At 69.1% G+C, this 23,580-nt stretch carries 19 protein-coding genes; 8 read left to right on the top strand and 11 right to left on the bottom strand.

The annotated features are described in order from the left end of the window. Position 1 precedes the first annotated feature (1 nt). The 10 genes from HB681_RS10395 to HB681_RS10350 all read right to left on the bottom strand — a co-directional run bounded on the left by HB681_RS10395 (position 2) and on the right by HB681_RS10350 (position 13,487). Complete coding sequence (locus HB681_RS10395; RefSeq protein WP_213954736.1) at positions 2-1,798, bottom strand: RecQ family ATP-dependent DNA helicase; 1,797 nt, start codon at positions 1,796-1,798, stop codon at positions 2-4. Positions 1,799-1,843: 45 nt separating this feature from the next. Then, the gene (locus HB681_RS10390; protein ID WP_213954735.1) at positions 1,844-2,797 is read right to left on the bottom strand and encodes a YihY/virulence factor BrkB family protein; all 954 of its coding nucleotides are present in this window, start codon (positions 2,795-2,797) and stop codon (positions 1,844-1,846) included. A 230-nt stretch (positions 2,798-3,027) separates the two neighbouring features. Next, entirely contained in the window at positions 3,028-5,004 is a 1,977-nt protein-coding gene (locus HB681_RS10385; RefSeq protein ID WP_213954734.1) for a PAS domain-containing sensor histidine kinase, read from the bottom strand. A 211-nt stretch (positions 5,005-5,215) separates the two neighbouring features. Further along, positions 5,216-5,842: a class I SAM-dependent methyltransferase gene (locus tag HB681_RS10380; protein ID WP_256734901.1), complete on the bottom strand. Its 627-nt coding sequence runs from the start codon at positions 5,840-5,842 to the stop codon at positions 5,216-5,218. Further along, entirely contained in the window at positions 5,839-6,606 is a 768-nt protein-coding gene (locus HB681_RS10375; RefSeq protein ID WP_256734900.1) for a PIG-L family deacetylase, read from the bottom strand. Before HB681_RS10375 ends, HB681_RS10380 begins: the two co-directional genes overlap by 4 nt. Further along, positions 6,594-7,646, bottom strand: coding sequence for an acyl-CoA dehydrogenase (locus tag HB681_RS10370; RefSeq protein ID WP_256734899.1), 1,053 nt, complete (start codon positions 7,644-7,646; stop codon positions 6,594-6,596). The genes HB681_RS10375 and HB681_RS10370 overlap by 13 nt, the downstream gene beginning before the upstream one ends. Positions 7,647-7,773: 127 nt before the next feature. Beyond that, positions 7,774-9,732, bottom strand: coding sequence for a CoA-transferase (locus HB681_RS10365; RefSeq protein ID WP_275946405.1), 1,959 nt, complete (start codon positions 9,730-9,732; stop codon positions 7,774-7,776). Then, positions 9,729-10,676, bottom strand: a complete 948-nt coding sequence (locus tag HB681_RS10360) for an alpha/beta hydrolase (protein ID WP_213954733.1) — start codon at positions 10,674-10,676, stop codon at positions 9,729-9,731. The genes HB681_RS10365 and HB681_RS10360 overlap by 4 nt, the downstream gene beginning before the upstream one ends. A 29-nt stretch (positions 10,677-10,705) precedes the next feature. Further along, positions 10,706-11,833 (bottom strand): zinc-dependent alcohol dehydrogenase family protein, encoded by a 1,128-nt coding sequence (locus HB681_RS10355; protein WP_213954732.1) that lies wholly within the window; start codon positions 11,831-11,833, stop codon positions 10,706-10,708. Between the two features lie 22 nt (positions 11,834-11,855). Then, positions 11,856-13,487 carry an acetolactate synthase large subunit gene (locus HB681_RS10350; RefSeq protein WP_213954731.1) on the bottom strand — a complete coding sequence of 544 codons (1,632 nt, stop codon included), beginning with the start codon at positions 13,485-13,487 and terminating at the stop codon, positions 11,856-11,858. A gap of 522 nt (positions 13,488-14,009) precedes the next feature. Between HB681_RS10350 and HB681_RS10345 the strand changes: the two genes are divergently transcribed. The 6 genes from HB681_RS10345 to HB681_RS10320 all read left to right on the top strand — a co-directional run bounded on the left by HB681_RS10345 (position 14,010) and on the right by HB681_RS10320 (position 19,208). Further along, the gene (locus HB681_RS10345; protein WP_213954730.1) at positions 14,010-14,705 is read left to right on the top strand and encodes a glycosyltransferase; all 696 of its coding nucleotides are present in this window, start codon (positions 14,010-14,012) and stop codon (positions 14,703-14,705) included. Positions 14,706-14,850: 145 nt separating this feature from the next. Next, the gene (locus HB681_RS10340) at positions 14,851-15,783 is read left to right on the top strand and encodes a 1-acyl-sn-glycerol-3-phosphate acyltransferase (RefSeq protein ID WP_213954729.1); all 933 of its coding nucleotides are present in this window, start codon (positions 14,851-14,853) and stop codon (positions 15,781-15,783) included. 12 nt (positions 15,784-15,795) lie between these two features. After that, positions 15,796-16,791 carry a zinc-binding alcohol dehydrogenase gene (locus tag HB681_RS10335; protein WP_256734898.1) on the top strand — a complete coding sequence of 332 codons (996 nt, stop codon included), beginning with the start codon at positions 15,796-15,798 and terminating at the stop codon, positions 16,789-16,791. Positions 16,792-16,820: 29 nt separating this feature from the next. Next, positions 16,821-17,219, top strand: coding sequence for a 6-carboxytetrahydropterin synthase (locus tag HB681_RS10330; protein ID WP_213954727.1), 399 nt, complete (start codon positions 16,821-16,823; stop codon positions 17,217-17,219). After that, positions 17,203-18,285 carry a glycosyltransferase family 4 protein gene (locus HB681_RS10325; protein ID WP_213954726.1) on the top strand — a complete coding sequence of 361 codons (1,083 nt, stop codon included), beginning with the start codon at positions 17,203-17,205 and terminating at the stop codon, positions 18,283-18,285. The genes HB681_RS10330 and HB681_RS10325 overlap by 17 nt, the downstream gene beginning before the upstream one ends. Further along, positions 18,282-19,208, top strand: coding sequence for a class I SAM-dependent methyltransferase (locus tag HB681_RS10320; RefSeq protein ID WP_213954725.1), 927 nt, complete (start codon positions 18,282-18,284; stop codon positions 19,206-19,208). The genes HB681_RS10325 and HB681_RS10320 overlap by 4 nt, the downstream gene beginning before the upstream one ends. Here the strand turns inward: HB681_RS10320 and HB681_RS10315 are convergent. After that, positions 19,124-20,023: a RibD family protein gene (locus HB681_RS10315; RefSeq protein ID WP_213954724.1), complete on the bottom strand. Its 900-nt coding sequence runs from the start codon at positions 20,021-20,023 to the stop codon at positions 19,124-19,126. The genes HB681_RS10320 and HB681_RS10315 overlap by 85 nt on opposite strands. 168 nt (positions 20,024-20,191) lie before the next feature. Between HB681_RS10315 and HB681_RS10310 the strand changes: the two genes are divergently transcribed. Together HB681_RS10310 and HB681_RS10305 are read left to right on the top strand one after the other, a co-directional pair. Continuing rightward, positions 20,192-22,300, top strand: a complete 2,109-nt coding sequence (locus HB681_RS10310) for a hypothetical protein (RefSeq protein ID WP_213954723.1) — start codon at positions 20,192-20,194, stop codon at positions 22,298-22,300. Positions 22,301-22,445: 145 nt separating this feature from the next. Next, a complete protein-coding gene (locus HB681_RS10305; protein WP_213954722.1) occupies positions 22,446-23,558 on the top strand; it encodes an MBL fold metallo-hydrolase in 1,113 nt (370 codons plus the stop codon). The last annotated feature ends 22 nt before the right edge of the window (positions 23,559-23,580 follow it).

Below are 23,580 nucleotides of genomic sequence, written 5' to 3'. Positions count from 1 at the left end.
TTCACCCCCCGAGCGCCAGGCTGCGAGCCGCGCCGCGCCCACGCACCGGCCGCACGAAATCCGGATGAAACGAACGCTTGCTGCCATCGGCAAATTCGATGTCGACCGCCAGCGCGTCCGCAGCCACGACCTGCCCCACGCCGTAGCGCTTGACGCGCACCGAGGCCTGCGGCAGGAAGATCGCATTGGCGCACGGCGCCGCCTCCGTCGCAGCGTCATCTGCCCGGGCAGGCGCACGCGCCTGCGCCTCGATCAGCGCGATGCGCCTGCAGTTGTCGCAGGCGCCGCAGCGCTCGCGGGGCGCTTCGCCTTCCAGGTGCGCCAGCATCAACTGCCAGCGGCAAGACCCGGCCTGGGCATAGAAGACTATGCCCTCCAGCGCCGCCTGGTCGTTTTCGCGCCTGGCGCGGTAGCTCGCGAGCATCTCGTGCATCACCTCCGTGCCCACGGCCGGGCGCAGCAGCTTGAGGCTGCCGTCCGCCGACTGCTTGACGACACGGCGCTGCCGCAGTAACGCCAGCGCCACCTGGACCTTGCCGCGCGGCGCATTCACTTCGGCCTGCAGGCTGGGCAGCGTCCAGCCGGAGGCATCGGGAGCTTGTTCGCGCAACGCGGCATAGATGCCGTCGAGTTCCTTCGCGTCCGGATAGCGACCGGCCATGAAGAACTGCTGCACGGCCTTGTCGCGTCGCAGGTAGAGAAGGATGCAGTCGGCCGGTTCGCCGTCGCGCCCTGCCCGGCCCGATTCCTGGTAATAGCTGTCGAGCCCGCCGGGCATCTGGTAATGCACGACGAATCGGATGTCGGGCTTGTCGATGCCCATGCCGAAGGCGTTGGTCGCGACCATCACCCGCACGCTGCCTGCCATGAAGGCGTCCTGGGCCTGGCGCCGCTCGCCGGCACTGCGGCCACCGTGGTAGAGCGCCACCGACTCCCCGGCCTCTCGTAGCGCATCGTGCACTTCCTCGGCCGCCTTGATCGTGGCCGCATAGACGATGCCGCTGCCGGCAAGGCTCTTCGCCAGCGCCAGCACGCGCTCGCGCTTGTGCGCTTCGCTCGTGAGCTGTTCGACGGCATAGCGCAGGTTGGGCCGGAAGGTGCCGGTGTCGAGCCAGCCCGCCCGCGGGATGCCCAGGCGCGCCATCACATCGCGCGCCACCGCCTCACCTGCGGTGGCCGTGAGCGCGAGCACGGGCGGCTTGCCCAGCGCCTGCCAGGCCGAATCGATCTCGAGGAAGGCGGGGCGGAAGTCGTGTCCCCATTGCGAGATGCAATGCGCCTCGTCCACCACCAGCAAGGCATTCGACCCGGCTTGCAGCAGCGCCATGAAGTCCTTGTCAGCGAGGCGTTCGGGGGTGGTCAGCACGACGCGGGCGCTGCCGTCCGCGATCGCCGCCTCCGCCGCGTCGACCTCGGCGGCCGTGCACTGGCTGTTGAGTTCTACCGCCGGCACGCCGCGCGCCTTGAGCTTCCCGCACTGGTCCTTCATCAGCGCGATGAGGGGCGACACGACGATGGTGCGGCCGTCGAGCAACATCGCCGGCAGTTGGTAGCAGAGGGACTTGCCCGCGCCGGTGGGCATCACGGCCAGGGTGGAGCGCCCTTCGAGCGTCCGGGCGATCACTTCCTGCTGCCCCGGGCGCAGGCGTCGCAGGCCGAAGACCTTGCGCAGCACGCGCTGCACCGCGGGCAGCTCGCGCGGATCCCGAGCGGGAAGCCTCGACTTGCCGGCAGCCACCGCCTGGAAGCGCGTCACTCCCCGGGCCGCGTCCACTTCGTCGTCACGTTCCTTGCCCATGAAGTCTCCTTGACCATCTGCCGGGCCGCACGGTATGGCGGCAGGTCAAGATAGATCGCGCGGCGGGTCGCCGCGTGGGAGCGCCGTGGGCGCTTGCGTCGGACAGGGCCGCGTGGCCTCCGGCCGCAAGCGCTGGAACTTCTTGCGCAGCACCGCATTGATCTCGGCGCCGAAGATCAAGGTAGTGGCGCTGATGTAGAGGAACACCAGCGTCGCGACCACGCCGGCGAAGCTCCCGTAGAGCAGCGCCAGCTTGCCGGCGGTGCGCAGCGTGTACGACAGCGTGGCGGCGGCCACCACCCACAGCGCCGCGCCGGCCACCGCGCCGGGCACCACCGTCAGCAGCCGCTGCCGGATGTCGGGCAACCAGCCGTACAGCAGCGCATACAGGGCCGTCAGCGCCAGGAAGGCGGAGCCGTAGCGCACGCTGTTGCGCAGCCACACGGTCTCCTGCCCCGCACCCACGTTGGACTCGAGCAGCCGCCACACGTAAGGCGCGATGATCACCGAGCTGAACGAGGCCAGGATGCCGGCGCCCACGATGACCGTGAACAACGTGACCTTGATGCGCGCCCGCCAGAAAGGCAGGCCGCGCTTGATGCCGTAGGCCCGGTTGAGGGCCGATCGCACCGCCTGCATGCCCGACGATGCGGTCCACAAGGTGGCCAGCACGCCGATGGTCAGCAGCGCCTGGTTGCGCTGGCCCAGCACCTGGTGGACGACCGGCTGCAGCGCGTCGCGCACCACCTGCGGCGCGTAGCCCAGGACCCGGTCGGCCAGCGCGGCCGCGTCGCCCGGCTGCCCCACGAAGCCGGCGGCGGCCGACAGCAGGAGCAGCAGCGGAAACATCGCCAGCACCGAGGAGAAGGCGAGGCTGCCGGCCTGGTTGGCGCTCTGGTGCAGGATGTAGTTGCGGATGGCCAGCAGGATCACATTGAGGCCCGGCGTGTTGAATGCCGCATGCCGCGCAGACCGCCACGCATCGCCGAGGCCGCTCATGGAAAGGCAAGCCGGGTCATCCCGCCCGCGGCGGCGAACTGGCGACGACGTTCATCGGACGCGACGGGGAAGGCGGCAAGGCGGGTGCCGGAAGAAGCATTCATGAGCCATCGACGATGCCGCGTCCGAAGGTGCGGGCCTGTGATCCGGCAGCCATTCCACCTGTGCGCCTTCACCCCGCTTCCTCGCGCTTCACTCCGCGCGATGCAGTGCGAGGGGCCGCGCCCGGATCAACCCATGGCGGACCGGCGCGCATCCGCCATCGCGCGGTCCAGGAAGGCCTCGAGTTCCTGGATCGAATACGGCTTCTGCAGCAGGGAGAAGCCGTGGTCGCCATCGACCGCCAGCACATGGCTGTAGCCGCTGGTCAGGACCACCGGCAGGTCGGGCCATCGATGGCGGATCTGCCGGCCCAGGTCGACGCCGTCCATCTCCGGCATCACGACGTCGGAGAACACCAGGTCGAACTTCTCGCGGCCTGCTTCCAGGATCTTCAGGGTCTCCTTCGCGCTTGCGGCGCGCGTGACCGAATGCCCCACCGCGCACAGGAGTCCTGAGGAGAACTGTCCGACCTCGTCGTTGTCTTCGACGAGAAGGATGGACAGTTCGAGCGCTTTGCGCGGTGCGGTGGCGGCGCCGTCCTGCGCGGCAGTGCCGACGCCGCCCGTCGCGCGGGGCAGGTAGAGCGTGAAGCAGGTGCCCTCCCCCACGCGGCTTTGCACGTCGATCTCGCCGCCGGACTGCTTGGCAAAGCCGTAGACCTGGCTCAGTCCCAGCCCGGTGCCCTTGGTCGCGGGCTTGGTCGTGAAGAAGGGCTCGAAGATGCGCCCGAGCGTGAGCGGCTCGATGCCGGAGCCGCTGTCCGAAATTGCAATCGCCACGAAAGCGCCCTTCAGGGCCGCATGGCGCCGGACCGGCGGGACTTCCTCCACGTTGGCGACCGAGATCTTCAGGGTGCCGCCCGTGGGCATGGCGTCTTTTGCGTTGATGACGATGTTCAGCAAGGCCGTGTCGAACTGGTTGGGGTCGGCCTGGGCGATATCCATCGGCGCGTCCAGCGCAAGTTCCACCTTCACCACGGCCCCGAGCATGGTCTCGATGACCTGCGCCATCGATCGCACGCGCTGCGCGATGCCGAAAGCCTCCGGCCGCAGCGGCTGCTGGCGAGCGAAGGCCAGCAACTGCTTGGTCAGCAGCGCCGCGCGATCCGCCGTCTCCGCGATCGCGCTGATGTAGCGCTCGCGGCGCTCCTCGTCGCCGCCGCTCCTTCGAAGCAGTTCCACCGAGGACCGGATGATCGTCAGGAAGTTGTTGAAGTCATGCGCGACGCCGCCGGTGAGACGGCCGACGGCTTCGAGCTTCTGCGCATGCCCGAGGGCCTCGCGGGCGCGGTCCATCTCGTCCTGCGCCCTCTTGCGCTCCGTGATGTCGCGCGTGATCTTGGCAAAGCCGATGTGCCGGCCGGCCTCGTCGAAGATGGCGTCGATCACCACGTTGGCCCAGAAGCGCGATCCATCCTTGCGCACGCGCCAGGCCTCGGCCTCGTAGCGGTTTTCGGCCAGCGCCGTTTGCAGGGCCAGCGCGGGGACGCCCTTGCGCTGGTCCTCGGCCGTGTAGAAGCGCGAGAAATGCTGGCCCAGGATCTCGTGCGCGGTGTAGCCCTTGATCAACTGCGCGCCGGCGTTCCAGTTGGTCACCCGGCCGGCGGGGTCGAGCATGTAGATGGCGTAGTCGCGCACGCCTTCGACCAGCAGGCGGAAGCGTTGCTCGCTGGCATAGAGCGCCTGTTCGGAGAACTTGACCTGGGACAGGTCGCGCGTGATCTTCGCGTAGCCGATCAACTCGCCGCCCGGGCTCAGCACGGGCTCGATGTGCACGTTGGTCCAGAACCGGGTGCCGTCCTTGCGCACCCGCCAGCCCTCCGCCTCGAACTTGCCCTGCTCGCGGGCGAACTTCAGCGCGCGCGCCGGAAGACCGGTGGCAACGTCCTCGGGCGTATAGAAGCGGGAGAAATGCTGGCCGACGATCTCATCCGCGGCATAGCCCTTGAGCCGCTCCGCGCCGGTGTTCCAGCTGCTGACGTATCCCTGCGCATCCAGCAGGTAGATCGCATAGTCCTTGATCGCGTTGACCAGCAGCTGGAACCGGTGATCGCCTGGAAGCGACACGGCAGTTTCATCGCGGTCAGGCTTCGATGCGGGGTCCATCATGACTCTCTGTTGCCGATGCACTGAGAGTCTTGTCGATCGGGTCCCGGTGCATTCGTGGGGGAAGGCTGCATTGTCACTTGACTCCGGGAAGGCGTCGCCAGCGGCATCGCGGATCGGGCCGTTCTCCTACAGCCACCTGCGGCGTGCGCGGGCCTTGCCGGCCCGGTTCGTGCCCCTCGCGGCCGCCGCACCGCGTGCGCCTCTTCCTTCAGCGGATGCCTTCGCGCTGGGCGACCGAACGCCGGTCGCGCGACCAGACCTGCAGCAGGAAGTCGTGCTCCGCATGCACCACCAGGCGAGGCAGGCCGATCTCTCCGAGGATGGCGTGCACGCGTGCGGTGGACAGCGCACGCTCCTTGAAATCGGGACGCCAGTCACAGGCGACCAGGGTGGCGTTGGGCGCAAGCGTCGCCGAGCACAAGGCAGCGATCTGCTGCATGGCTTCGGCCTCGAGGAAGTAGCCGATTTCACTGAGCACGACCAGCTCGAACGGTGCTTCCGCCACCGGCCAGTCGACCGGCAGATGGTGCCGTTCCACGCGCACGTTGGCCAAGGCGGTCGTGCGCCGTCGCGCAGCCTCCACCGCGGGGACCGAGAAGTCGCTGGCCAGCACCGCGTCGCAGCGCCGGGCCAGGTCGAGGGTGAGTTCGGCCGCGCCACATCCCGGCTCGTAGGCGCTGGCAAAGCGTTCGCTCGGCAAGGAAGCCATCAGGATGGCGCGCTTGCGCTGCTCATACCAGCGATTGCGCAGGCCGTACGGGTCGTCGGTCCCGGCGTAGAGCGCGTCGAAGTAGGCCTGGCGCTTGCCGGTCATTCCGCCCTCCACGTCCGTCATGTGAACAGCACCTCGAAGGGACGCGCGGCCCGCGCCACCGTGCTCGCGCGCAGCACCGGGCCGGCGCCCGTGGAAGGGTCGCCGCGCAGCTGGCTTTCGAAGGCCTGTGTGGCAAGGCGCTTGCGCATCGACGCATCGACATCGAGCCCGAGCATGCGTGCGCGTGCCCACGGAATGCGAGGATCGCCGGGCCGCGCCCAATGCCATGCCCACACCGGCACTTCGACCATGCGCGCTCCGATGCGTGCAGCGGCGTCGGCGCAGGCTGCGCCGGTGGCCTCGTGGTCCGGATGACCGTCGAGGCGCCAGGTCGTGAAGAGGGTGTCGCCGGGCCGCAGCAAGGGAAGCAGTGCATCCGCGAGCCGCGAACCCAGCGCCTGCAAGCCGCCATCGGGCAGGCCCAGCCTTACGGGAGCCTGCGGCACGCCGAGGCGCTGCAGCGCACGAAGGCTCTCCTGCGGGCGGATACGCGCGAGGTCCAGCGCCGACCATCGCGTCGAACCCCGGTGGCTCGCCGTGCCATCCGTGACCGCGATGATGCAGATCTCCCGCCGCAACGCGGCGAGCCGGACCAGCAGTCCGCCCACGGCGAGCACTTCGTCATCCGGATGCGGAGCGACAACGACCGCGCGTGCGCCTTCCGGCACCAGCGTCCCGGCTGTCGCGGCAGGCATGCCGGCCGAACGGAGCCACGGCAACCAGTCATGCTCCGGCGTGCCTTCGCTCGCGTCGATGCGTCGCGCCTCGTCCATCAGAGCAGCCATGCGCCGGGCGGCGCCTCCGTCACGCCCTGGCCCAGCGCGGCGAGGTCGCGCTCCGCGTGGCTCTGGCGCAGGTAGACGGGCAAGTCGGCCATGGCACGGGCGAAGCGTTCATTGCGGCACAGCGGGCCGGCGCCCAGCGCACGGCCCGCGTGCCGCATGACCTGGTCGGCCGCGGCCTCCACGACCAATCGCGCGCGAAGGGCCAGGGCCTGGGCGTTGGCGCCCGGCTGCGCATCGATGATCGTGGCCGCCTCGCGCAGCACTGCCGCGGCGCTGCCCATCGCGACATCGATCGCGCCCAGGTGCGCCAGGCGGTGCGCATCCTTCGCAGCGCGACTAAGTTCGCGCGCCGTGTTCGCGATGCCCAGCGCGCCGCCGTACCAGCACGCCGCAATGCCGGCGCCGCCGTGCCAGAAGCCCGGGCGCCGCGTGTAGTCGCCGGGCGCGCCGAGTTGCACGCCACGCGCATCGGCGAATCGAACGTCCACGCTGTGGCTTGCCGCCATGCCGACCGCCTGCCAGCCCTGGTCCGTCACATTCACGCCCTCCTGCGCCATGGCAACGGCCGCGAGACAAGGCTCACCCGCTTCGTTCCAGCCGCTGACGACCGCATGGGTGACGCTGGCCGCGCCGGAGCACCAGGCCTTGGTGCCGTCGATGCGGATCTCCTGGCCATTGCCTTCGGGCCGGAAGGCCAGTCGTGCGTCGGGTGGTTCGGCGCACCAGGTGCCCCAGCGCGAGCCGGCCGGCGCCGGCGGGCCGCCCAACTCGGCCAGGATGGCGAGCGCATCGGTGTGCCCTTCGAACAGCTTGATCAACGACAGGTCGAGCGCGGCCACGGCGGCGAGTGCACGCCAGCGCGCCAGCGTCTGGCCAGCGCCGGGCAGCGGCAGATCGTCGAGGCCGTCGGCCACCAGGTGGGCGAGTGCCAGCGATCGGCCATGCGCCTCGTGCAGGGCCGCGAGCCCTCCGCTTGTGCTCGCCGTATTGCCGGCCGAAGCAGGGTCCCTGTCTGGAAGCGGAGCTGAGGCAATGCGCATCGCTCCAAGCGTAGAGCCCGCGCCCGCGCGCATCGTCGGCGCATGCGTTCGCATGCTGTAGGAGAAGGAAGCGCCTCGGCTGCCGGCTACAGAACAGGTTTCTCCATTCCGCGAAGGAGTGGTGCGGCTACCCCACCACCTTCACCAGATGCGGACGGCTGCGCTGGAACTCGGCCGCATCCGCGTGCGTCTCGAACACGCGCGCAGACGCCTGGCGGGACTGCAAGGTCGAGCCCAGCTTGGCGCGCAGGAAGGCGCTGGTCGAGTAGCGGCGCGCGGTGGCGTAGTACTTCGCGCGCAATGCCGCCACGATCTCCTCGTAGGGCTCGATCAGGCGCTCGTCGAGCTTGAAGCCGTCGTAGTTGACGATCAGGTTCACCTTGCGGCCGATCTGGCTGCACATGGCCTCGAACACGCGGCGCACGCTCTCGACATCCTGCATGTCGCGGATGGCCATGCCTTCGAAGTTGACGAAGAGCGTGTTGCGCCCGGCGTCGTAGCTCAGCCGGTCGGAGAGCTGGAGATCCTGCAGCACGGCGGCCAGGCCCATCGACTTCGGCCGGTAGATGCGGGCGTCCATGGTGGCCACGACGCCGATCAAAGGACGGAAGGCCATGTGCGCCAGGATGTCGCGCTCGACGTCGATGCCCGGCGCCACTTCGATCAGCTGCAGCCCCTCCGGTTGAAGCCGGAACACGCATCGCTCGGTCACGTAGTGGACCGACTGGCCCTTGGCTGCCGCCTGCGCGCCGCTGAAGGTGATCTGCTCCACCGCATCCACGAACTTGCGCGTCCTGCCTTCGACGTCGATGTGCACCTTGCCGTCATGCACCGACACTTCCAGGCCACCGGCGGTGAAGGTGCCGGCAAAGACGAGCCGTCGCGCGTTCTGGCTGATGTTGATGAAGCCGCCCGCCCCGGCCAGGCGCGGCCCGAAGCGGCTGACATTGACATTGCCGACGCGGTCGATCTCGGCCATGCCCAGGCATGCGAGGTCCAGCCCGCCACCATCGTAGAAATCGAACTGCTGGTTCTGGTGCAGCAAGGCCTGCACGTTGACCGCCGCGCCGAAGTCCAGCCCGCCTTGTGGCATGCCGCCGATCACGCCCGGTTCCGCCGTCAGCGTCAGGTCTTCCAGCACGCGCTCTTCGGCCGCCACGGCGGCGACCACCTCCGGCACCCCGATGCCCAGGTTGATTACGCCACCCAGCGGCAGCTCGAAGGCGCAGCGGCGCGCGATGATCTTGCGCTCGTCCAGCGGCGGGGGCACGAACTTGTCGGTCGGCACGCGGATCTCGCCCGAGAAGGCCGCGCTGTAGTCGGTGCCGTAGGTCTGCACGTGAGAGCCCTGCGGCGCCAGCACGACGCAGTCGACCAGCACGCCCGGCACCACGACGCTGCGCGCGTCCAGCGAACCCGTGGCCGCGATGCGTTCCACCTGCACGATGACCAGGCCATTGGCGTTGCGTGCTGCCATCGCGGCCGCCTGCGCGTCCAGCACCAGGGCCTCGCGCTCCATCGTGACGTTGCCGGAGGCGTCCGCGGTGGTGCCGCGGATCAGCGCCACGTTGACCGGGAAGGTCTTGTAGAACAGCCATTCCTCGCCGTCGATGAGCATCACGCGAACCAGCTCCTCGGTGGTCAGCGCATTGATCTTGCCGCCGCCATGGCGCGGGTCGACGAAGGTGCCCAGCCCGACCTTGCTCAGCGTGCCGGCCCGATGCGCGGCCACGTCGCGGTACAGGTGCGAGATGGTGCCCAGCGGCAGGTTGTAGGCCTCGATGAGGTTGTCGGTCGCGAGCGCGGCGAGCTTGGGCACGAGCGACCAATGCCCGCCGATGGCCCGCTTGACGAGCCCGCGGTGCGCCAGCCGGTTGAGCCCGCGCTCCTTCGCGTCGCCCGGCGCCGCTGCGAATACCAGCGACAGGTCGCGCGGCGCCTGCGTTTCAAGAAAGCGCCGCTCCAGCGCCTCGATCAATACCTCCGGCGTGCCGATGCCGATGAAGCCCGAGCAACTGACCGAATCGCCATCGCGGATCAACGCGACGGCGGCATCGGCCGAGACGATCTTGTCGAGTTTCATCATGCGCTCGCCAGGGTGGATCGGTCGGAGCGGCCGGCGCCGGCTTCGCATGCGCCGGCCGGAAAGAGAAAGTCCTTGATGACGGCGATCTGCGCCGCGTCCATCAGCGCCGGCGCATGCCCGCACTCGGGCACTTCCACGACCGTGACCTGGCCGGCCATGGCGGCGGGGCCGCGGTTGAGCATGTCCCGCGTCGTCGACTGGCTCAGCAGATCGGAATCCTCGCCGCGCAGGAGCAGCACCGGGCAATCGATCTTGTCCCAAAGCTGCCAGAGCACGACGTCCAGGTAGATCGGAATGGCAAAGCGCATGCCGATGGCCGGATCGAAATGAAAGCGGAATCCGCCCGCCAGGTCCGGCGCCGCGCTGTGCCGGGCCAGGTGGCGCCACTGTTCGTCGGTGAGCTTTCCGAAGGGCGCATGGATGTCGCGCAGGTGCGCCTCGAGTTCATCGACGGATTCGAATCGCCAGCGCTTGCCGAGATACACGCCAATCCGGCGCAGCGCCCGCGCCGACACGCGCGCGCCGAAATCGTTGAGCACCAGCCGGCGGATCGGGGTCGATGATTCCGACGCCAGCATCATGCCGATATGGCCGCCGAGCGAGGTGCCGATCCAGTCCACCTGTTCGACATCGAGCCGCGCGATGAGGGTGGACAGCGCGCTGGTGTAGGCGCGATCGGTGTAGTGCGCCGGATTGGCCAGCCACTCGCTGCGGCCGCGCCCGGGCAGGTCGGGCGCAACCACGCGCACGCCCTCGGCGGCCAGCGCTTGCGCCAGCACGTCGAAATCGCGGCCGGTGCGCGAGACACCGTGCATGCAGATGACGGTGCGGGTCGCCTTGGCAGGCCCCCATTCCGCATAAGAGAGTTTCCGGAATCCGCCGCGGCCGAGCACCGAAAGCTGCCTGATCCGGGGTTCGGTCGTGTTGTCCTGTCGTCGCGCCATGGGCTACTGCTCCTGCCTGAACGTGCGGCTCATTGGAACTCCACCACCTGGCGGATCGCCTTGCCTTCATGCAGCAGGTCGAAGCCGTGATTGATCTCGTCGAGGGTCAGCCGCCCGGTCAGCAGCTTGTCCACCGGCAGGCGCCCCTGCTTGTAGAGCTCGATGTAGCGCGGGATGTCGCGCGAGGGCACGCAGGTGCCGATGTAGCTGCCCTTCAGCGTACGCTCCTCGGCCACGAGGTTGACGGCCGGCAGCGGGAACAGCGCGGCGGCCGGCGGCAGTCCGGCCGTGACGGTCATGCCGCCGCGGCGCGTGACCTTGTAGGCGAGTTCCAGCGCGCGCACCGAGCCCGCGAACTCGAAGGCGTATTCGACGCCGCCCGAACTCAGCGAGCGGACCTGCTCCAGCGCATCGGCCTGCCCGGCGTTGACCGTGTGCGTCGCGCCCAATGCGCGCGCTTGCTCGAGCTTGTCGTCGGCCAGGTCGATGGCGATGATCTGCCGCGCACCGGCTGCCACCGCGCCGATCAACGCGGCCAGGCCCACGCCGCCCAATCCGATGACAGCGACCGATGCCCCGACCTGCACCCGGGCCGTGTTGACCACCGCGCCCACGCCGGTGAGCACGGCGCAGCCGAACAGGGCCGCCTCGTGCAAGGGCACGCTGGGATCGATCTTGACGACGGAGCGCCGCGACACCGTCGCATGGTCCGCGAACACCGAGCAACCCAGTTGGTGGTTCAACGCTTCGGTCCCGCGGCTCAGGCGCCTGGCGCCGGAGAGCAAGGTGCCCGCGCCGTTCGCCGCGGCGCCCGGCTCGCACAGCGCGGGCCGGCCTTCGGCGCACGGCGCGCAGTGGCCGCAGCTCGGCACGAACACGACCACCACATGGTCGCCGACCTGCAGGTCGGTCACGCCTTCGCCGAGCTCCACCACGATGCCGGCGGCCTCGTGCCCCAGCGCCATCGGCATGGGACGGGGCCGGTCGCCGTTGATCACCGACAGGTCCGAATGGCACAGGCCCGCGGCGACGACCTTGATCATCACTTCGTCCGGCCCGGGCGAGGCCAGGTCGAGCGTAGTGATCGTGAGCGGCTTGCTGGTGGCATAGGGCGGCGGCACGCCCATCTTCTCGAGTACGGCGGCGCGGATTTTCATGAGGGTTGGCTCCAGTGATCCATCAGAGAGGCGACTTCATTTCCTTGAGCTTTGCGGTGAGCTTCATGTTCTCCGCATAGTCCACGGGGCAATCGATGATGACGACGGTGTCGTCGGCAATGGCTTGCTTCAAGGTCGGCAGCAGGTCTTCCGCACGCTCGACGCGATAGCCCTTGGCGCCGAAGCTTTCCGCGTACTTGACGAAGTCCGGGTTCTTGAACGCGATGTGGCTGGGCCGGCCGAAGTGGCGCAGTTGGTGCCAGGTGATGAGGCCGTATTCGGAGTCGTTCCAGATCAGGATGACGAACGCCGTCTTCATGCGCAGCGCCGTCTCGATCTCCTGCGAATTCATCATGAAGCCGGCGTCGCCCGTCACCGCGACGACCTTGCGATCCGGGTACGCCAGCTTGGCCGCGAGCGCGCCCGGCACGGCAATGCCCATGGCCGCGAAGCCGTTGGAGATGATGCAGGTGTTGGGGCGCTCGGCCTTGTACATCCGGGACATCCACATCTTGTGGGCGCCGACATCGGAGATGGCGATGTCCTCCGGGCCCAGCGCCTCGCGCAGGTCCCAGACGATCTTCTGCGGCCTGATCGGAAAGGCCGTGTCTTGCGAATACTCCGCGCGATCGGCCACGACGGCCTTGCGGATCGCCTCGAAGGGCGACACGGCCAACGGTTTCGCATTGACCGCGATGGTGCGCAAGGAGCTGGTCAGGTCGCCCAGCACGCCGACCGAGACGATGTAGTGCTCGTCCACTTCCGCGGGCAAGGCATCGATGTGGATGATGATCTTGTTGCCGTCGGGGTTCCACATGTCGGGGTGGTACTCGACCATGTCGTAGCCGACGCAGATCACCACGTCGGCCTTCTCGAAGGCGAACCACTGCAGGTCGCGCGCCTTCATGCCGATGGTGCCGAGCGACAACTCGTTGGTGAAGGGCACGACACCCTTGGCCATGAAGGTGTTGGCCACGGGAATGCGCAGCATCCCGGAGAAGCTCACCAGCGCATCCGCCGCGCCCTGGCGGATCACGCCATTGCCGGCCAGGATCACGGGCGCCTTGGCCGCGTTGATGAGGCGGACCGCCTCGTCGATCTTGCGGCTGGGCGCCTCCGAGGTGTAGGCCGTCTGCACCTTGATCGGCTTCTTGTCCGTGATCATCTCGGCCACGTTCTCGGGGAAGTCGATGAAGGTGGCGCCGGGCTTCTCCGTCTGCGCCACCTTGAAGGCCTTGCGCACGATCTCCGGGACGATGCCGGGTTCGAGGATCTGCGTCGAATACTTGGTGATCGGCTGGAACATGCTCACCAGGTCCAGGATCTGGTGGCTCTCCTTGTGCAGCCGCGTGGTGGCGCCCTGCCCCGCAATGGCCACGATCGGCGCGCGGTCCATGTTGGCGTCGGCAACACCGGTGATGAGGTTGGTCGCGCCCGGCCCGAGCGTCGACATGCAGACGCCGGCACGTCCGGTCAGGCGGCCGTAGACGTCGGCCATGAAGGCGGCGCCCTGCTCATGATGCGTGGTGACGAACTGGATCGGGCTGTCGAGCAACGCATCCATCACGTCGATGTTCTCTTCGCCCGGAATGCCGAAGATGAACTCGACCTTCTCGTTCTCGAGGCACTTGACGAACAACTCAGCAGCTTTCATGTGGATTCCTGGGGGGTGACGGGGTGGAACGCCGTGGCGTCGGAAGGAGGGCAAGCCTCCGGAGGTCGAGCGCTGCGGGGAACCGGAAGCAGGCTCGGCAAGTGATCGCGGACACGCGATGCGGCCGGGTGGACGACGCTTGCCTGGAACGGGCCGCGAAGTGGCTGAGTGAACCACGCGGAGGCTCAGGTCCACAAGCAGACAGGGCCGCATCGCCACGAAAGCCATGATGCCGCTGGCCTTTCATGCCTTTGGCGCGCCGGTATCGACGCAAGATGCGTACCCGCCGAGCCCCTATGTCAAAAGACACGGCGTCGACTGAATTCCGGGGTGTCTTCTGCCAGGTGGATGGGCGTGCTTCCTACCGGGCCGGCTTGCCGCCAATGTCCCGATGGACGGAGTTCCACCCCACCAGGACACGTCCATGCTCACTGCACAAATCGCCGCCGGAGTGCCACCTCGCACCACCGCCCGACTCGATGCGATGCCACCCCAGGCCACGCCCAGTTCCTGAGCGCAAGCATGATCGGCGTCGTCATTCCGGCTCACAACGAAGAGCATCACCTGGGCGTCGCCCTGCAAGCCATCGAACAGGCGCGTCGCGATCCTTGCCTGGAGGGCGAGGCAGTCCAGGTCATCGTCGTCCTCGACAGTTGCACCGACGGCACCGCTGCCATCGCCGCCCAGCATGGCGCCGCAACGTGCGCGGTGCGGGCGCGCAACGTGGGAACAGCGCGCGCGCTCGGCGCCACCGCCATGCTGGCCGCAGGCGCGCGCTGGCTGGCGTTCACCGATGCGGACACCGCCGTCTCGCCGAACTGGCTCTCGGCGCAACTGGCGCTCCGTGCCGATGCCGTCTGCGGCTCCATCGGCGTGGCCGACTGGTCGCCCCACGGCGAGCATGCGGCGCTGATCGAAGCCCACTTCATGGAGACCTACAGCGACCGCGAAGGCCACCGCCACATCCATGGCGCGAACCTTGGCGTGTCCGCAGAAGCCTACCTGCGCGCGGGCGGCTTCCGGGCGCTGGCCTGCAGCGAGGACGTCGACTTGGTGCAGGCCCTGGAGCGCAGTGGCGCCCGCATCGCCTGGAGCGCGGCGCCGCGCGTGGTGACGAGCGCGCGCCGGGATGCCCGCGCCAAGGGCGGCTTTGGCGATGCCTTGCTGAAGGCAGTGGCCGCGCGTCTTGCACTGCCTGCAGTGAATCCTTCCTGCTAGGGCCCGTAGACCACGTCGACGGGCCGGGCCGCACGCAAGGGGCCGACCGCTGGTCGGCCCAGGCATGCGAAACATTCGGCGAGGCGCACCCGATCTGGAAGAATGCCTGTGTCCCCACAGCGCCATTCCAACGGCCCGCCGAGACATGTCCGCCACCGCGCCATCGCTGGTCGAAACACTCACCGAGGTCAACGTCGTCGACCTGCTCGATTCGATCGGCCTGTTGCACCTGCGCGGCTCTCCCTTGCGCCGCGTGCTCCGGCCGCTGGCCCGCCGCTTCGCCCTGACGGCGCACGAGTTCGACAACCGGGTCGGCGCGCACGGGCTGGCGCAAGGCAGCGCATGGCTGGTGGACCGGATGACGGCCGGCCTGCTGACCTCGGGCGTGGAGCACGTGCCAGCGCACGGCCCGGTGGTCATCCTCTCCAATCATCCCGGCATGACCGACACGGTCGCGCTCTTCACCAGCCTCGCGTCACGCCCCGACCTGCTCGTGATCGCCTCGGATCGTCCCTTCCTGCGCGCCTTGCCCAACGTCGCGCGGCAGTTGATCCTGCTGCCCGATGAAGGCGGCGAGCGCATGGCGGTGGTCCGGGCCGCCTCCCGGCATCTGCAGGCGGGCGGCGCCCTTCTGACCTTCCCGGCCGGGGACATCGAGCCCGACCCCGCCACCTTCGGCGCACAGCGGGCGGCGCAGTCCCTGCGCCAATGGACCAGTGGTTACGCCCTGTTCGCTCGCCTGGTGCCGGAGACGCGCTTCGTGCCGGCGCTGGTGAGCCATGTGGTGTCTCCCGATGCCCAGCGGCATCCGCTCACGCTGCTGCGCCGCACCGCGCGCGACAAGGAAAAGCTCGCTGTTGCGCTGCAGGTGGCGCTGCCCCGCTACCGCAACCTGGTCGCCAGGGTCACCTTCGGCGCATCCACGGTCGCGGGTCCGGGCGGGGCGCAGGCGCTCACTGCATCCGTCGCCATGCAGATGCGCCATTTGATCCTTGCCGACGGGCCGGAGCCCCGCGCGGCCGGGTCGCCGAGGCCCGTCCACCCATCGCGGCAAGACCCCCACTCGCCCGCCGTCTGAACGATGGAACACATGCCCGCCCATCGCACCCGCGCGTCGACCGAGTCCCAAGCCTGCTGGACCACCGCGCCGGGCCATGCCGAGATTCGCCCGGCCACCGTGGGCGAGTGCGCGCCCGGCGAGGTCGTCGTGCGCGCACTCCACAGCGGCATCAGTCGCGGCACCGAACTGCTGGTGTACCGCGGCCAAGTGCCGCCCAGCGAGTTCGAACGCATGCGCGCGGCGTTCCAGGAAGGCGATTTCCCCGGGCCGGTGAAGTACGGCTATGCCAGCGTCGGCATCGTCGAACAGGGCCCGCCGGCCTTGCAAGACCGCCACGTGTTCTGCCTCCATCCCCACCAGACGCGCTATCGCGTTCCTGCCGATGCCGTGCACCTGCTGCCCGAGGGCGTGCCTGCCGCGCGCGCAGTGCTGGCCGCCAACATGGAGACCGCTGTGAACGCGCTGTGGGATGCGGCCCCGCGCGTGGGCGATCGCATGGCCGTGGTCGGCGGCGGCGTGGTCGGCCTGCTGGTGGCATGGCTGGCCGCCCGCATGCCGGGGTGCGAGGTCGAAGTGATCGACACGCATGCCGCGCGCGCTGCGGTGGTCGAGCGCCTGGGCGCAAGCTTTGCGAGCCCTGCCACCGCCCGGCCCGATGCCGACATCGCCATCCACGCCAGCGGCCATCCGGAGGGCCTCGCGCTCGCGCTGGACCTCGCCGCCTTCGAAGCCACCGTGCTCGAGATGAGCTGGTATGGCTCGCAACCTGTCTCGTTGCGGCTCGGCGAAGCCTTCCATGCGCGCCGCCTCGTGCTCAAGAGCTCGCAGGTCGGCCAGGTCGCCGCGGCGCAACGTGCGCGCTGGACGCGTCGCCGCCGGCTCATGCTGGCGCTGCAACTGCTGCGCGAGCCGGTGCTCGATGCACTCATCACCGACAGCGCACCTTTCGACGAACTGCCGCAGGTGCTGGCGCGGCTGGCGCGCGGCGCGCCGGACACGCTGTGCCAGCGCATCGACTATTCCTGAACGCCGAGACTTCAACGGAGCCCTCACCCATGTACAGCGTCAACGTCCGCGACCATTTCATGATTGCCCACAGCTTCCGCGGCGAGGTGTTCGGCCCCGCACAGCGGCTGCATGGCGCCACCTACGTGGTCGATCTCGAACTGCGCCGGCCTGAACTCGACGCCGACGGCGTGGTCGTGGACATCGGGCTGGCCACCTTGGTCCTGCGCAGCGTGCTCGGTGAGTTGAACTTCCGCAACCTCGACGACGAAGCCGCCTTCGCCGGACGCAACACCACCACCGAATTCATGGCGCGCGTGATCTTCGACCGCATCGCCTCGCGCATCACGGCCGGCGAACTCGGCCCGCACGCCAGCGGCCTGGCCTCGATGCGGGTGTGCCTGCATGAATCGCACGTGGCCTGGGCCGCCTATGAGCGCACGCTTTGACGGCATGCGTTGCAGCTTCCTCGTTCCCGGCGACCTGAACGCGCACACCGGCGGCTACACCTATGACCGCCACATCATCGAGGCGCTGCGCGCATCGGGATGGCAGGTCGAGGTCCATGCGCTCGGCGACGGCTTTCCATCGCCCGCCGCCGAGGCGCTGGCCCGCACGGCGCGCGTGGTCGAGGCCTTGCCCGATGGCGCACTGGCCGTGGTCGACGGCCTGGCCTTCGGCGTGCTCGATGAACTGGCGCACCGGCATGCCCAGCGGCTGCGATGGGTGGCGCTGGTGCACCACCCGCTCTCGCTGGAGACCGGGCTCGATCCCGCCCGGCAACGTGCGCTGTACGAAAGCGAGAGACGTGCGCTGGCCGCCGTGCGCGGCGTGATCGTCACCAGCCCCTTCACCGCGCGCGGGCTGGACGCCTTCGGCGTTCCGCCTTCCCGCGTGGCCGTCGTCGTGCCGGGCACCGAGGCGGCACCGCCGGCGACGGGGTCGGGCGGGGAAGGCTTGTCGCTGCTGTGCGTGGCCACGCTCACGCCGCGCAAGGGCCACGCATTGCTCGTCGAGGCGCTGGCCAGCCTGCAGGACCGCGCGTGGACGCTCCACTGCGTCGGCAGCAAGACGATGGACGCCGCGTGCGCGTCCGCGCTGTGCGACGCCATCGACAAGCGCGGCTTGCGCGAACGTATCGTGCTGCATGGCGACAAGGCGGAGGGCGAACTGCCGGCCTTCTACGCGGCGGCCGATGCCTTCGTGCTGCCCTCCTTCCACGAGGGCTACGGCATGGCGCTGGCCGAGGCGCTGGCGCGGGGCCTGCCCGTCATCAGCACGCGGGCGGGCGCGATCCCCGACACGGTGCCAACGGAAGCTGGAGAACTGGTGCCAGCGGGCGACGTGGTCGCGCTGCGCACCGCGTTGCTTCGACTGATGGAAGACCCGGCATGGCGCGCGCAGTTGCGCGCCGGGGCCATGGCCGCACGCCGGGCCTTGCCGACCTGGCGCCAGAGTGGCGCCCGCTTCGCCACGGCCCTGGTCGATGCGATGCAGAGGCCGCACGCGACATGACCGGCTTCAGCGCCGACTGGCTGGCATTGCGCGAGCCCTTCGACCTGGCGGCCCGCGCTGGTTCGGGCCATGCGCTCGCATTGCGCGCGCTGGCAGCCCGCTTGCGCGGCAAGTCCGCCCTTCGCGTGATCGACCTGGCCTGCGGCACAGGAGCCAACGTGCGCGCACTGGCGCCGCAGCTCGGTGGCGCGCAACAGTGGCTGCTGGTCGACCATGACCCCGCACTGCTGGCCGCGATGCCGCAACACTTCGCAGCCTGGGCGCAGGCGCAAGGCTTTGCATGGCGCACGATGGCCGAGGGGTGGCGGATCGAGGGCCCGGACTGGCAGGCCGACATCATGCCGCGCCGGGTCGATCTCGCGACCGGGCTCGCCACCCTGCCTTTCCATGCGGCCCGGCTCGTGACCACCTCGGCATTGCTGGACCTCGTGTCGGCCGATTGGCTCGATGCGTTGCTGGGCCATGTCACGGCCGCCAGGCCGGCGCTGCTGTTTGCACTGACTGTCGATGGCCTTGTCGCATGGAATGAAGTCGACGCGGACGATGCAGCGGTTCAAGCGCTGTTCCGCGCGCATCAACTCGGCGACAAGGGCTTCGGTCCCGCACTCGGTGTCGATGCCGTGCCTCACGTCGCCGCGCGACTCGGCCGGTCCGGCTACAGGGTGACGCAGGCACGCAGCGACTGGGTCATCGAGCCACCGCACCACGCGATGCTGCAAGCCATGGTCCAGGGCATGGCCGCAGCGGCGCTGGAACAGGATGCGTCAGCCCGGGCGCTCGTGCATGCCTGGAGTGCGCGCCGCCTGGCCGCGATCGGACGCACGTCCTTGCGCGTCGGTCATGTGGACGTGCTGGCCGTACCGGCCGACGATGTCGCGGCCCGCAAGTCCAGGTCCCACAACACGTCCCCGCCCATCCGGTAGACCCGGCTGGCCGGCCGCGCGCAGTCGCCCATCGACAGGTCCTGCGGCAGCGACAGCCCCGGCCGGCCATCGCCGATGACCACGGCGGCGACGCTCAGGTGCAGCCGGTCCATGCAGCCCTGCCGCATGAAGTGCGACACGGTGACGCCGCCGCCCTCCACGAACAGCACGCGCAGGCCGCGCCCGGCCAGGGCCGCTTGCAGAGCCCGAACGTCGACGATGCCGTCCGGGCCGGTGAGCCGCGGCACGCCCAGCACCTGGTCTGCGCCCACGCGACTTGCCGCCTCCGCCTCGCGTTCCGCATCGCAGACCAGCAAGGTGGGCGCGGCCCGGTCGGAGAACACCCGCAATGACGCCGGCAAGCGAAGCGCCGGGTCGATCACCACGCGCACGGGGTTGTCGCCCTCCACGCGCCGCGTCGTGAGCTGCGGGTTGTCCAGGCCCGCCGTCGCCGCGCCGACGACCACCGCGTCGCTGAGCGCACGCAGGCGATGCAGGTGCAGCAGCACCTCGGCGCCGTTGATGTAGTTCGCATCGCCGCTGCGCGTCGCGATGCAGCCGTTGAGGCTCTGGCCCAGTTGCCCGATCACCCAGGGCGTGCTGCCGGATGTGCGATCGAGCAGCGGCTTGACCAGCGTGAACAGTTCGACCGCCTGCGCGCTCCACTCGTCGCCGAGCGCGAAGCCTTGCGACGCCTCCCAGGTGAGCGCCGGGCCGTCCTGCGGCGGCTCGCCGAGGCGGCGTTGCCGGACGATGTGAAGGCACCGGCGCCACAGCGCATCGACGTCCAGCGGGGGAAGGGTCTCCGGCTTCATGAACGGGCGGGGGTCATAGGCATGGGACGGCTCCTGTGTGAGCGGCGCTGCCTGCCGCTTGCGGCGTATTCTGACCGCAAGCACTCGAGCGGGTCGAGGCTCCTGCGCCCACATGCTCCAAATGCCTACAAGGCGGCCGCAGGGGGCACGCGAAAAATCCGCCGTTCAATGCTTACATCCCACGAATTCAAGTTCTTCCGCGCCGGCGGCGTGGACCAGGTCCTGATCCGCGACGGCGCCGACATCGCACACATCGGCGAACTCGACCAGAAGCTCTGGGTCGCACTCGCCTGCCCCACGCGCGGCGTGGAGTTCGACGCCCGCACGCTCGACTTCATCGACACCGACCAGGACGGACGCATCCGACCGCCGGAACTCATCGCCGCCTGCGAATGGGCATGCGCGCACCTGCGCAACCCCGACGAGCTCATGGCAGGCGGCGACAGCATCGCCCTGGACGCATTCCGTGAAACCGATGGCGACGACCTGCCGCTGGGCGAAGAAGCCCTTCGCGTGCTGCGCCACCTGCAGAAGGAGGACGCGGGCGTCGTCACGCTCGACGACGTCATGCAGCGCAGCGACACGCTCGCCGCCATGCGTTTCAACGGCGACGGCATCATCGGCCCCGACATCACGGCCGAGGAGCCCGTGCGCCGGACGCTGCAATGGATCGCCGAGACCCAGGGTAGCGTCAAGGACTGCAACGGCGTCGATGGCGTCGACCGGACACACGCCGAAGCCTTCTTCGCCGAAGTCGAGGCGATGCGTCTCTGGCAGGCCGGCGACGACGGCGCGGCTTGCCACGACGGACGCATGCTGCAGGCGGCCGAGGCCGTGGAAGCCGTGCGCGAGAAGATCGACGATTTCTTCGCGCGATGCCGCGTGGCCGCCTATGACATCCAGGCGGTGGCTGCGCTCAACGCTTCGCCCGAGACCTATGAGGCCATCGGTGCGGAGGAACTGACGCTCGACAACCCGCGCATCGCCGCGCTGCCGCTCGCGACCATCGCACCGGGTCGCACGCTGCCCTTGCGAAGCGGCGCCAACCCGGCATGGGCACGGGCGCTCGCCACGCTGCAGCAGGATGCCGTTGCGCCCTTGATCGGGGAAGCCAACCAGATCGACGAGCACCAATGGAACGAACTGCTGCACCGAGTCGCTTCCTGCCGGGCCTGGCTGGCGGCGAAGCCGCGATCGCCGCTGTCGGAACTGGACAGCGCGACCATCACCGCGCTGACCGCGATGCAGGCCCCGGTGATGGCGCTCATCGAGCAGGACGAGGAAGCCGGCCCGCACAACGCACGCCTGCGCGATCTCGAAAAACTGCTGCGCTTCAAGCGCGACCTGCTGCGGCTGCTGGAGAACTTCGTCTCCTTCAAGGCCTTCTATCGCCGCGAGGGCGCGATCTTCCAGGCCGGCACGCTCTACCTCGACAGCCGCAGTTGCGACCTCGCGGTGCGCGTGGACGACGTGAAGCAGCATGCGGTGCTGGCGGGCCTGGCCAAGACCTGCCTGGCCTACTGCGAATGCCGGCGCGGGGAGGAGAAGATGAGCATCGTCGCGGCCTTCACCGCCGGCGACGTCGACTTCCTCTTCGCCGGGCGCAACGGCGTCTTCTATGACCGGCAAGGCCGCGACTGGGACGCGACCATCACGCGGCTGATCGAGAACCCGACCAGCGTGGTGCAGGCCTTCTTCTCCCCCTACAAGAAGTTCGTGCGCATGATCGAGGAACAGGTCGCGCGGCGCGCCGCCGCCAGCGACGCCAATGCGCAGGGAACGCTCAGCTCATTGGCCAGCGGACTGGCGACCGCGGACAAGACCGCGTCGGCCGGCGTGGCAGCGGTGCGCACGCGCGGCCGCATCGACGTCGGGACGGTCGCGGCCATCGGCGTCGCGATGGGCAGCATCAGCGCCGTGCTCGTGGCCTTGTTCAGCAAGTTCATCGACCTGGGGCAATGGATTCCGATGGCGATCGCGGGTGTGATCCTCGCCATCTCCGGCCCCAGCATGCTGATCGCCTGGCTCAAGCTGCGCCAGCGCAGCCTGGGGCCGCTGCTGGATGCCAGCGGCTGGGCCATCAACGGCCGCATGAAGGTCAACGTGCGGCTCGGCGCCTCGCTGTCGAAGACCGCACACATCCCGCGCCAGGCGCTGCGACTGCTGCACGATCCCTACGCCGGGCGCGTCGGCCTGGGAGCGCCGCTCTCCGCGCTGGCGCTGGCATCGCTCGTGGCCATGGTGGTGTGGAAGCTGGACCTCCTGCATTTGCCCTGAGGTCCCTCCCGCCATGCCTGTACGGCAGGCCTTGTCGGGGCCGCGGCGGCGCCCGCCAGGTGTCAGTGCAGGGTCAGCCGGGTCGTACTAGGCTGCGCATCCGGAGTCGAAGCATCATCGTGCATTCGCTCGCATGGAGGTCGCCGTGGCCAACAGCATCCAACGTCGAAGATTTCTCCTGGGCTCTGCCGCGCTCGCCTCCGCGGGCCTGGGTGCCCGCATGGCATCGGCGCAGCAGCCGCCCCCTCCCATTGCCGTCCCGCAGATCGACCGCCTGACCATCAAGGTGCTCGTCGACAGCAGCTACGACACACCGCGCACCACCCCTTCCCCGTGGGTGAAGGTCAAGCGTGCCGGGCTGGCCGCGGCGGGTGACTTCCGCAAGACCTTGCACAACGAGTGGGGCCTGGCCCTCGCCCTGCAATCGCAGGCCGGCGGCCAGACGCGCGACCTGATGCTCGACTTCGCCTACACGGTCGACGCGCTGACCAACAACATCGCCATCATGGGCGTCGACCCCTCCAGGGCACAGGCATTCATCCTCAGCCACGGCCACTACGACCACTTCGGCGGCCTGATCCCGTTCATCCAGCAGAATCGCGCGAAGTTGCCGACCCCCTTGACGCTCTACGCAGGCGGCGAGGACAACTTCTGCCGCCGCGTGAACGCAGGTGGCGCGCCGGGGCAGTTTGCCGAGTTCGGCGTGCTCGATCGCCGCGAACTCGAGGCGCTGAAGGTTCGTGTCGTCCTGTGCCCGACACCCACCGTGATTGCGGACCAGGCCTTCACCACCGGCGTGATCGAACGCAATTCGTTCGAACGTGTGCTGCCGAACACCTTTGTCGACTACGCCATGAAGGATGGACTCGGCTGCGACATTCCCGCGGCCGCGGCCAAGGCCGAGGGCAAGCCCGTGCCCGACCAGCACCTCAACGAGCACGCCACCTGCTTCCATCTCAAGGATCGCGGCCTCATCGTCATTTCTTCCTGCGGGCATGCGGGCATCGTCAATTCGACACGGCAGGCGATGAAGGTGTCGGGGATCGACAAGGTGCATGCGATCGTCGGCGGCTTCCATCTCTTTCCGGCCGATGATGCCTACCTGAAGCAGACCGTCGTGGAACTGGGCAAGATCAATCCGGATGTGCTGATCCCCATGCACTGCTCCGGGCCCGGCTTGATGACCGCGTTGCGCAACATGATGCCGGAGCAGGTGGTTCCGTCGACGACGGGTACCGAGTTCACGTTCGGCGCATGACGTGCCTGTGGCCCATCGGACG

It is taken from the genome of Variovorax sp. dw_954 (genome assembly GCF_018449755.1).
In the GTDB taxonomy this organism is placed as follows: domain Bacteria; phylum Pseudomonadota; class Gammaproteobacteria; order Burkholderiales; family Burkholderiaceae_C; genus Variovorax.
The sequence above is the reverse complement of the archived record's forward strand: the minus strand, read 5'-3'. Positions and strand labels throughout refer to the sequence as shown.

Coding starts and splice junctions, on each gene's coding strand:
- HB681_RS10310 (WP_213954723.1), top strand. CDS start 20,192: ATGCTTACATCCCACGAATTCAAGTTCTTCCGCGCCGGCGGCGTGGAC.
- HB681_RS10390 (WP_213954735.1), bottom strand. CDS start 2,797: ATGAGCGGCCTCGGCGATGCGTGGCGGTCTGCGCGGCATGCGGCATTC.
- HB681_RS10340 (WP_213954729.1), top strand. CDS start 14,851: ATGTCCGCCACCGCGCCATCGCTGGTCGAAACACTCACCGAGGTCAAC.
- HB681_RS10380 (WP_256734901.1), bottom strand. CDS start 5,842: ATGACGGACGTGGAGGGCGGAATGACCGGCAAGCGCCAGGCCTACTTC.
- HB681_RS10320 (WP_213954725.1), top strand. CDS start 18,282: ATGACCGGCTTCAGCGCCGACTGGCTGGCATTGCGCGAGCCCTTCGAC.
- HB681_RS10335 (WP_256734898.1), top strand. CDS start 15,796: ATGCCCGCCCATCGCACCCGCGCGTCGACCGAGTCCCAAGCCTGCTGG.
- HB681_RS10325 (WP_213954726.1), top strand. CDS start 17,203: ATGAGCGCACGCTTTGACGGCATGCGTTGCAGCTTCCTCGTTCCCGGC.
- HB681_RS10375 (WP_256734900.1), bottom strand. CDS start 6,606: ATGGCTGCTCTGATGGACGAGGCGCGACGCATCGACGCGAGCGAAGGC.
- HB681_RS10355 (WP_213954732.1), bottom strand. CDS start 11,833: ATGAAAATCCGCGCCGCCGTACTCGAGAAGATGGGCGTGCCGCCGCCC.
- HB681_RS10365 (WP_275946405.1), bottom strand. CDS start 9,732: ATGATGAAACTCGACAAGATCGTCTCGGCCGATGCCGCCGTCGCGTTG.
- HB681_RS10345 (WP_213954730.1), top strand. CDS start 14,010: ATGATCGGCGTCGTCATTCCGGCTCACAACGAAGAGCATCACCTGGGC.
- HB681_RS10395 (WP_213954736.1), bottom strand. CDS start 1,798: ATGGGCAAGGAACGTGACGACGAAGTGGACGCGGCCCGGGGAGTGACG.
- HB681_RS10330 (WP_213954727.1), top strand. CDS start 16,821: ATGTACAGCGTCAACGTCCGCGACCATTTCATGATTGCCCACAGCTTC.
- HB681_RS10370 (WP_256734899.1), bottom strand. CDS start 7,646: ATGCGCATTGCCTCAGCTCCGCTTCCAGACAGGGACCCTGCTTCGGCC.
- HB681_RS10315 (WP_213954724.1), bottom strand. CDS start 20,023: ATGAAGCCGGAGACCCTTCCCCCGCTGGACGTCGATGCGCTGTGGCGC.
- HB681_RS10385 (WP_213954734.1), bottom strand. CDS start 5,004: ATGGACCCCGCATCGAAGCCTGACCGCGATGAAACTGCCGTGTCGCTT.
- HB681_RS10350 (WP_213954731.1), bottom strand. CDS start 13,487: ATGAAAGCTGCTGAGTTGTTCGTCAAGTGCCTCGAGAACGAGAAGGTC.
- HB681_RS10360 (WP_213954733.1), bottom strand. CDS start 10,676: ATGGCGCGACGACAGGACAACACGACCGAACCCCGGATCAGGCAGCTT.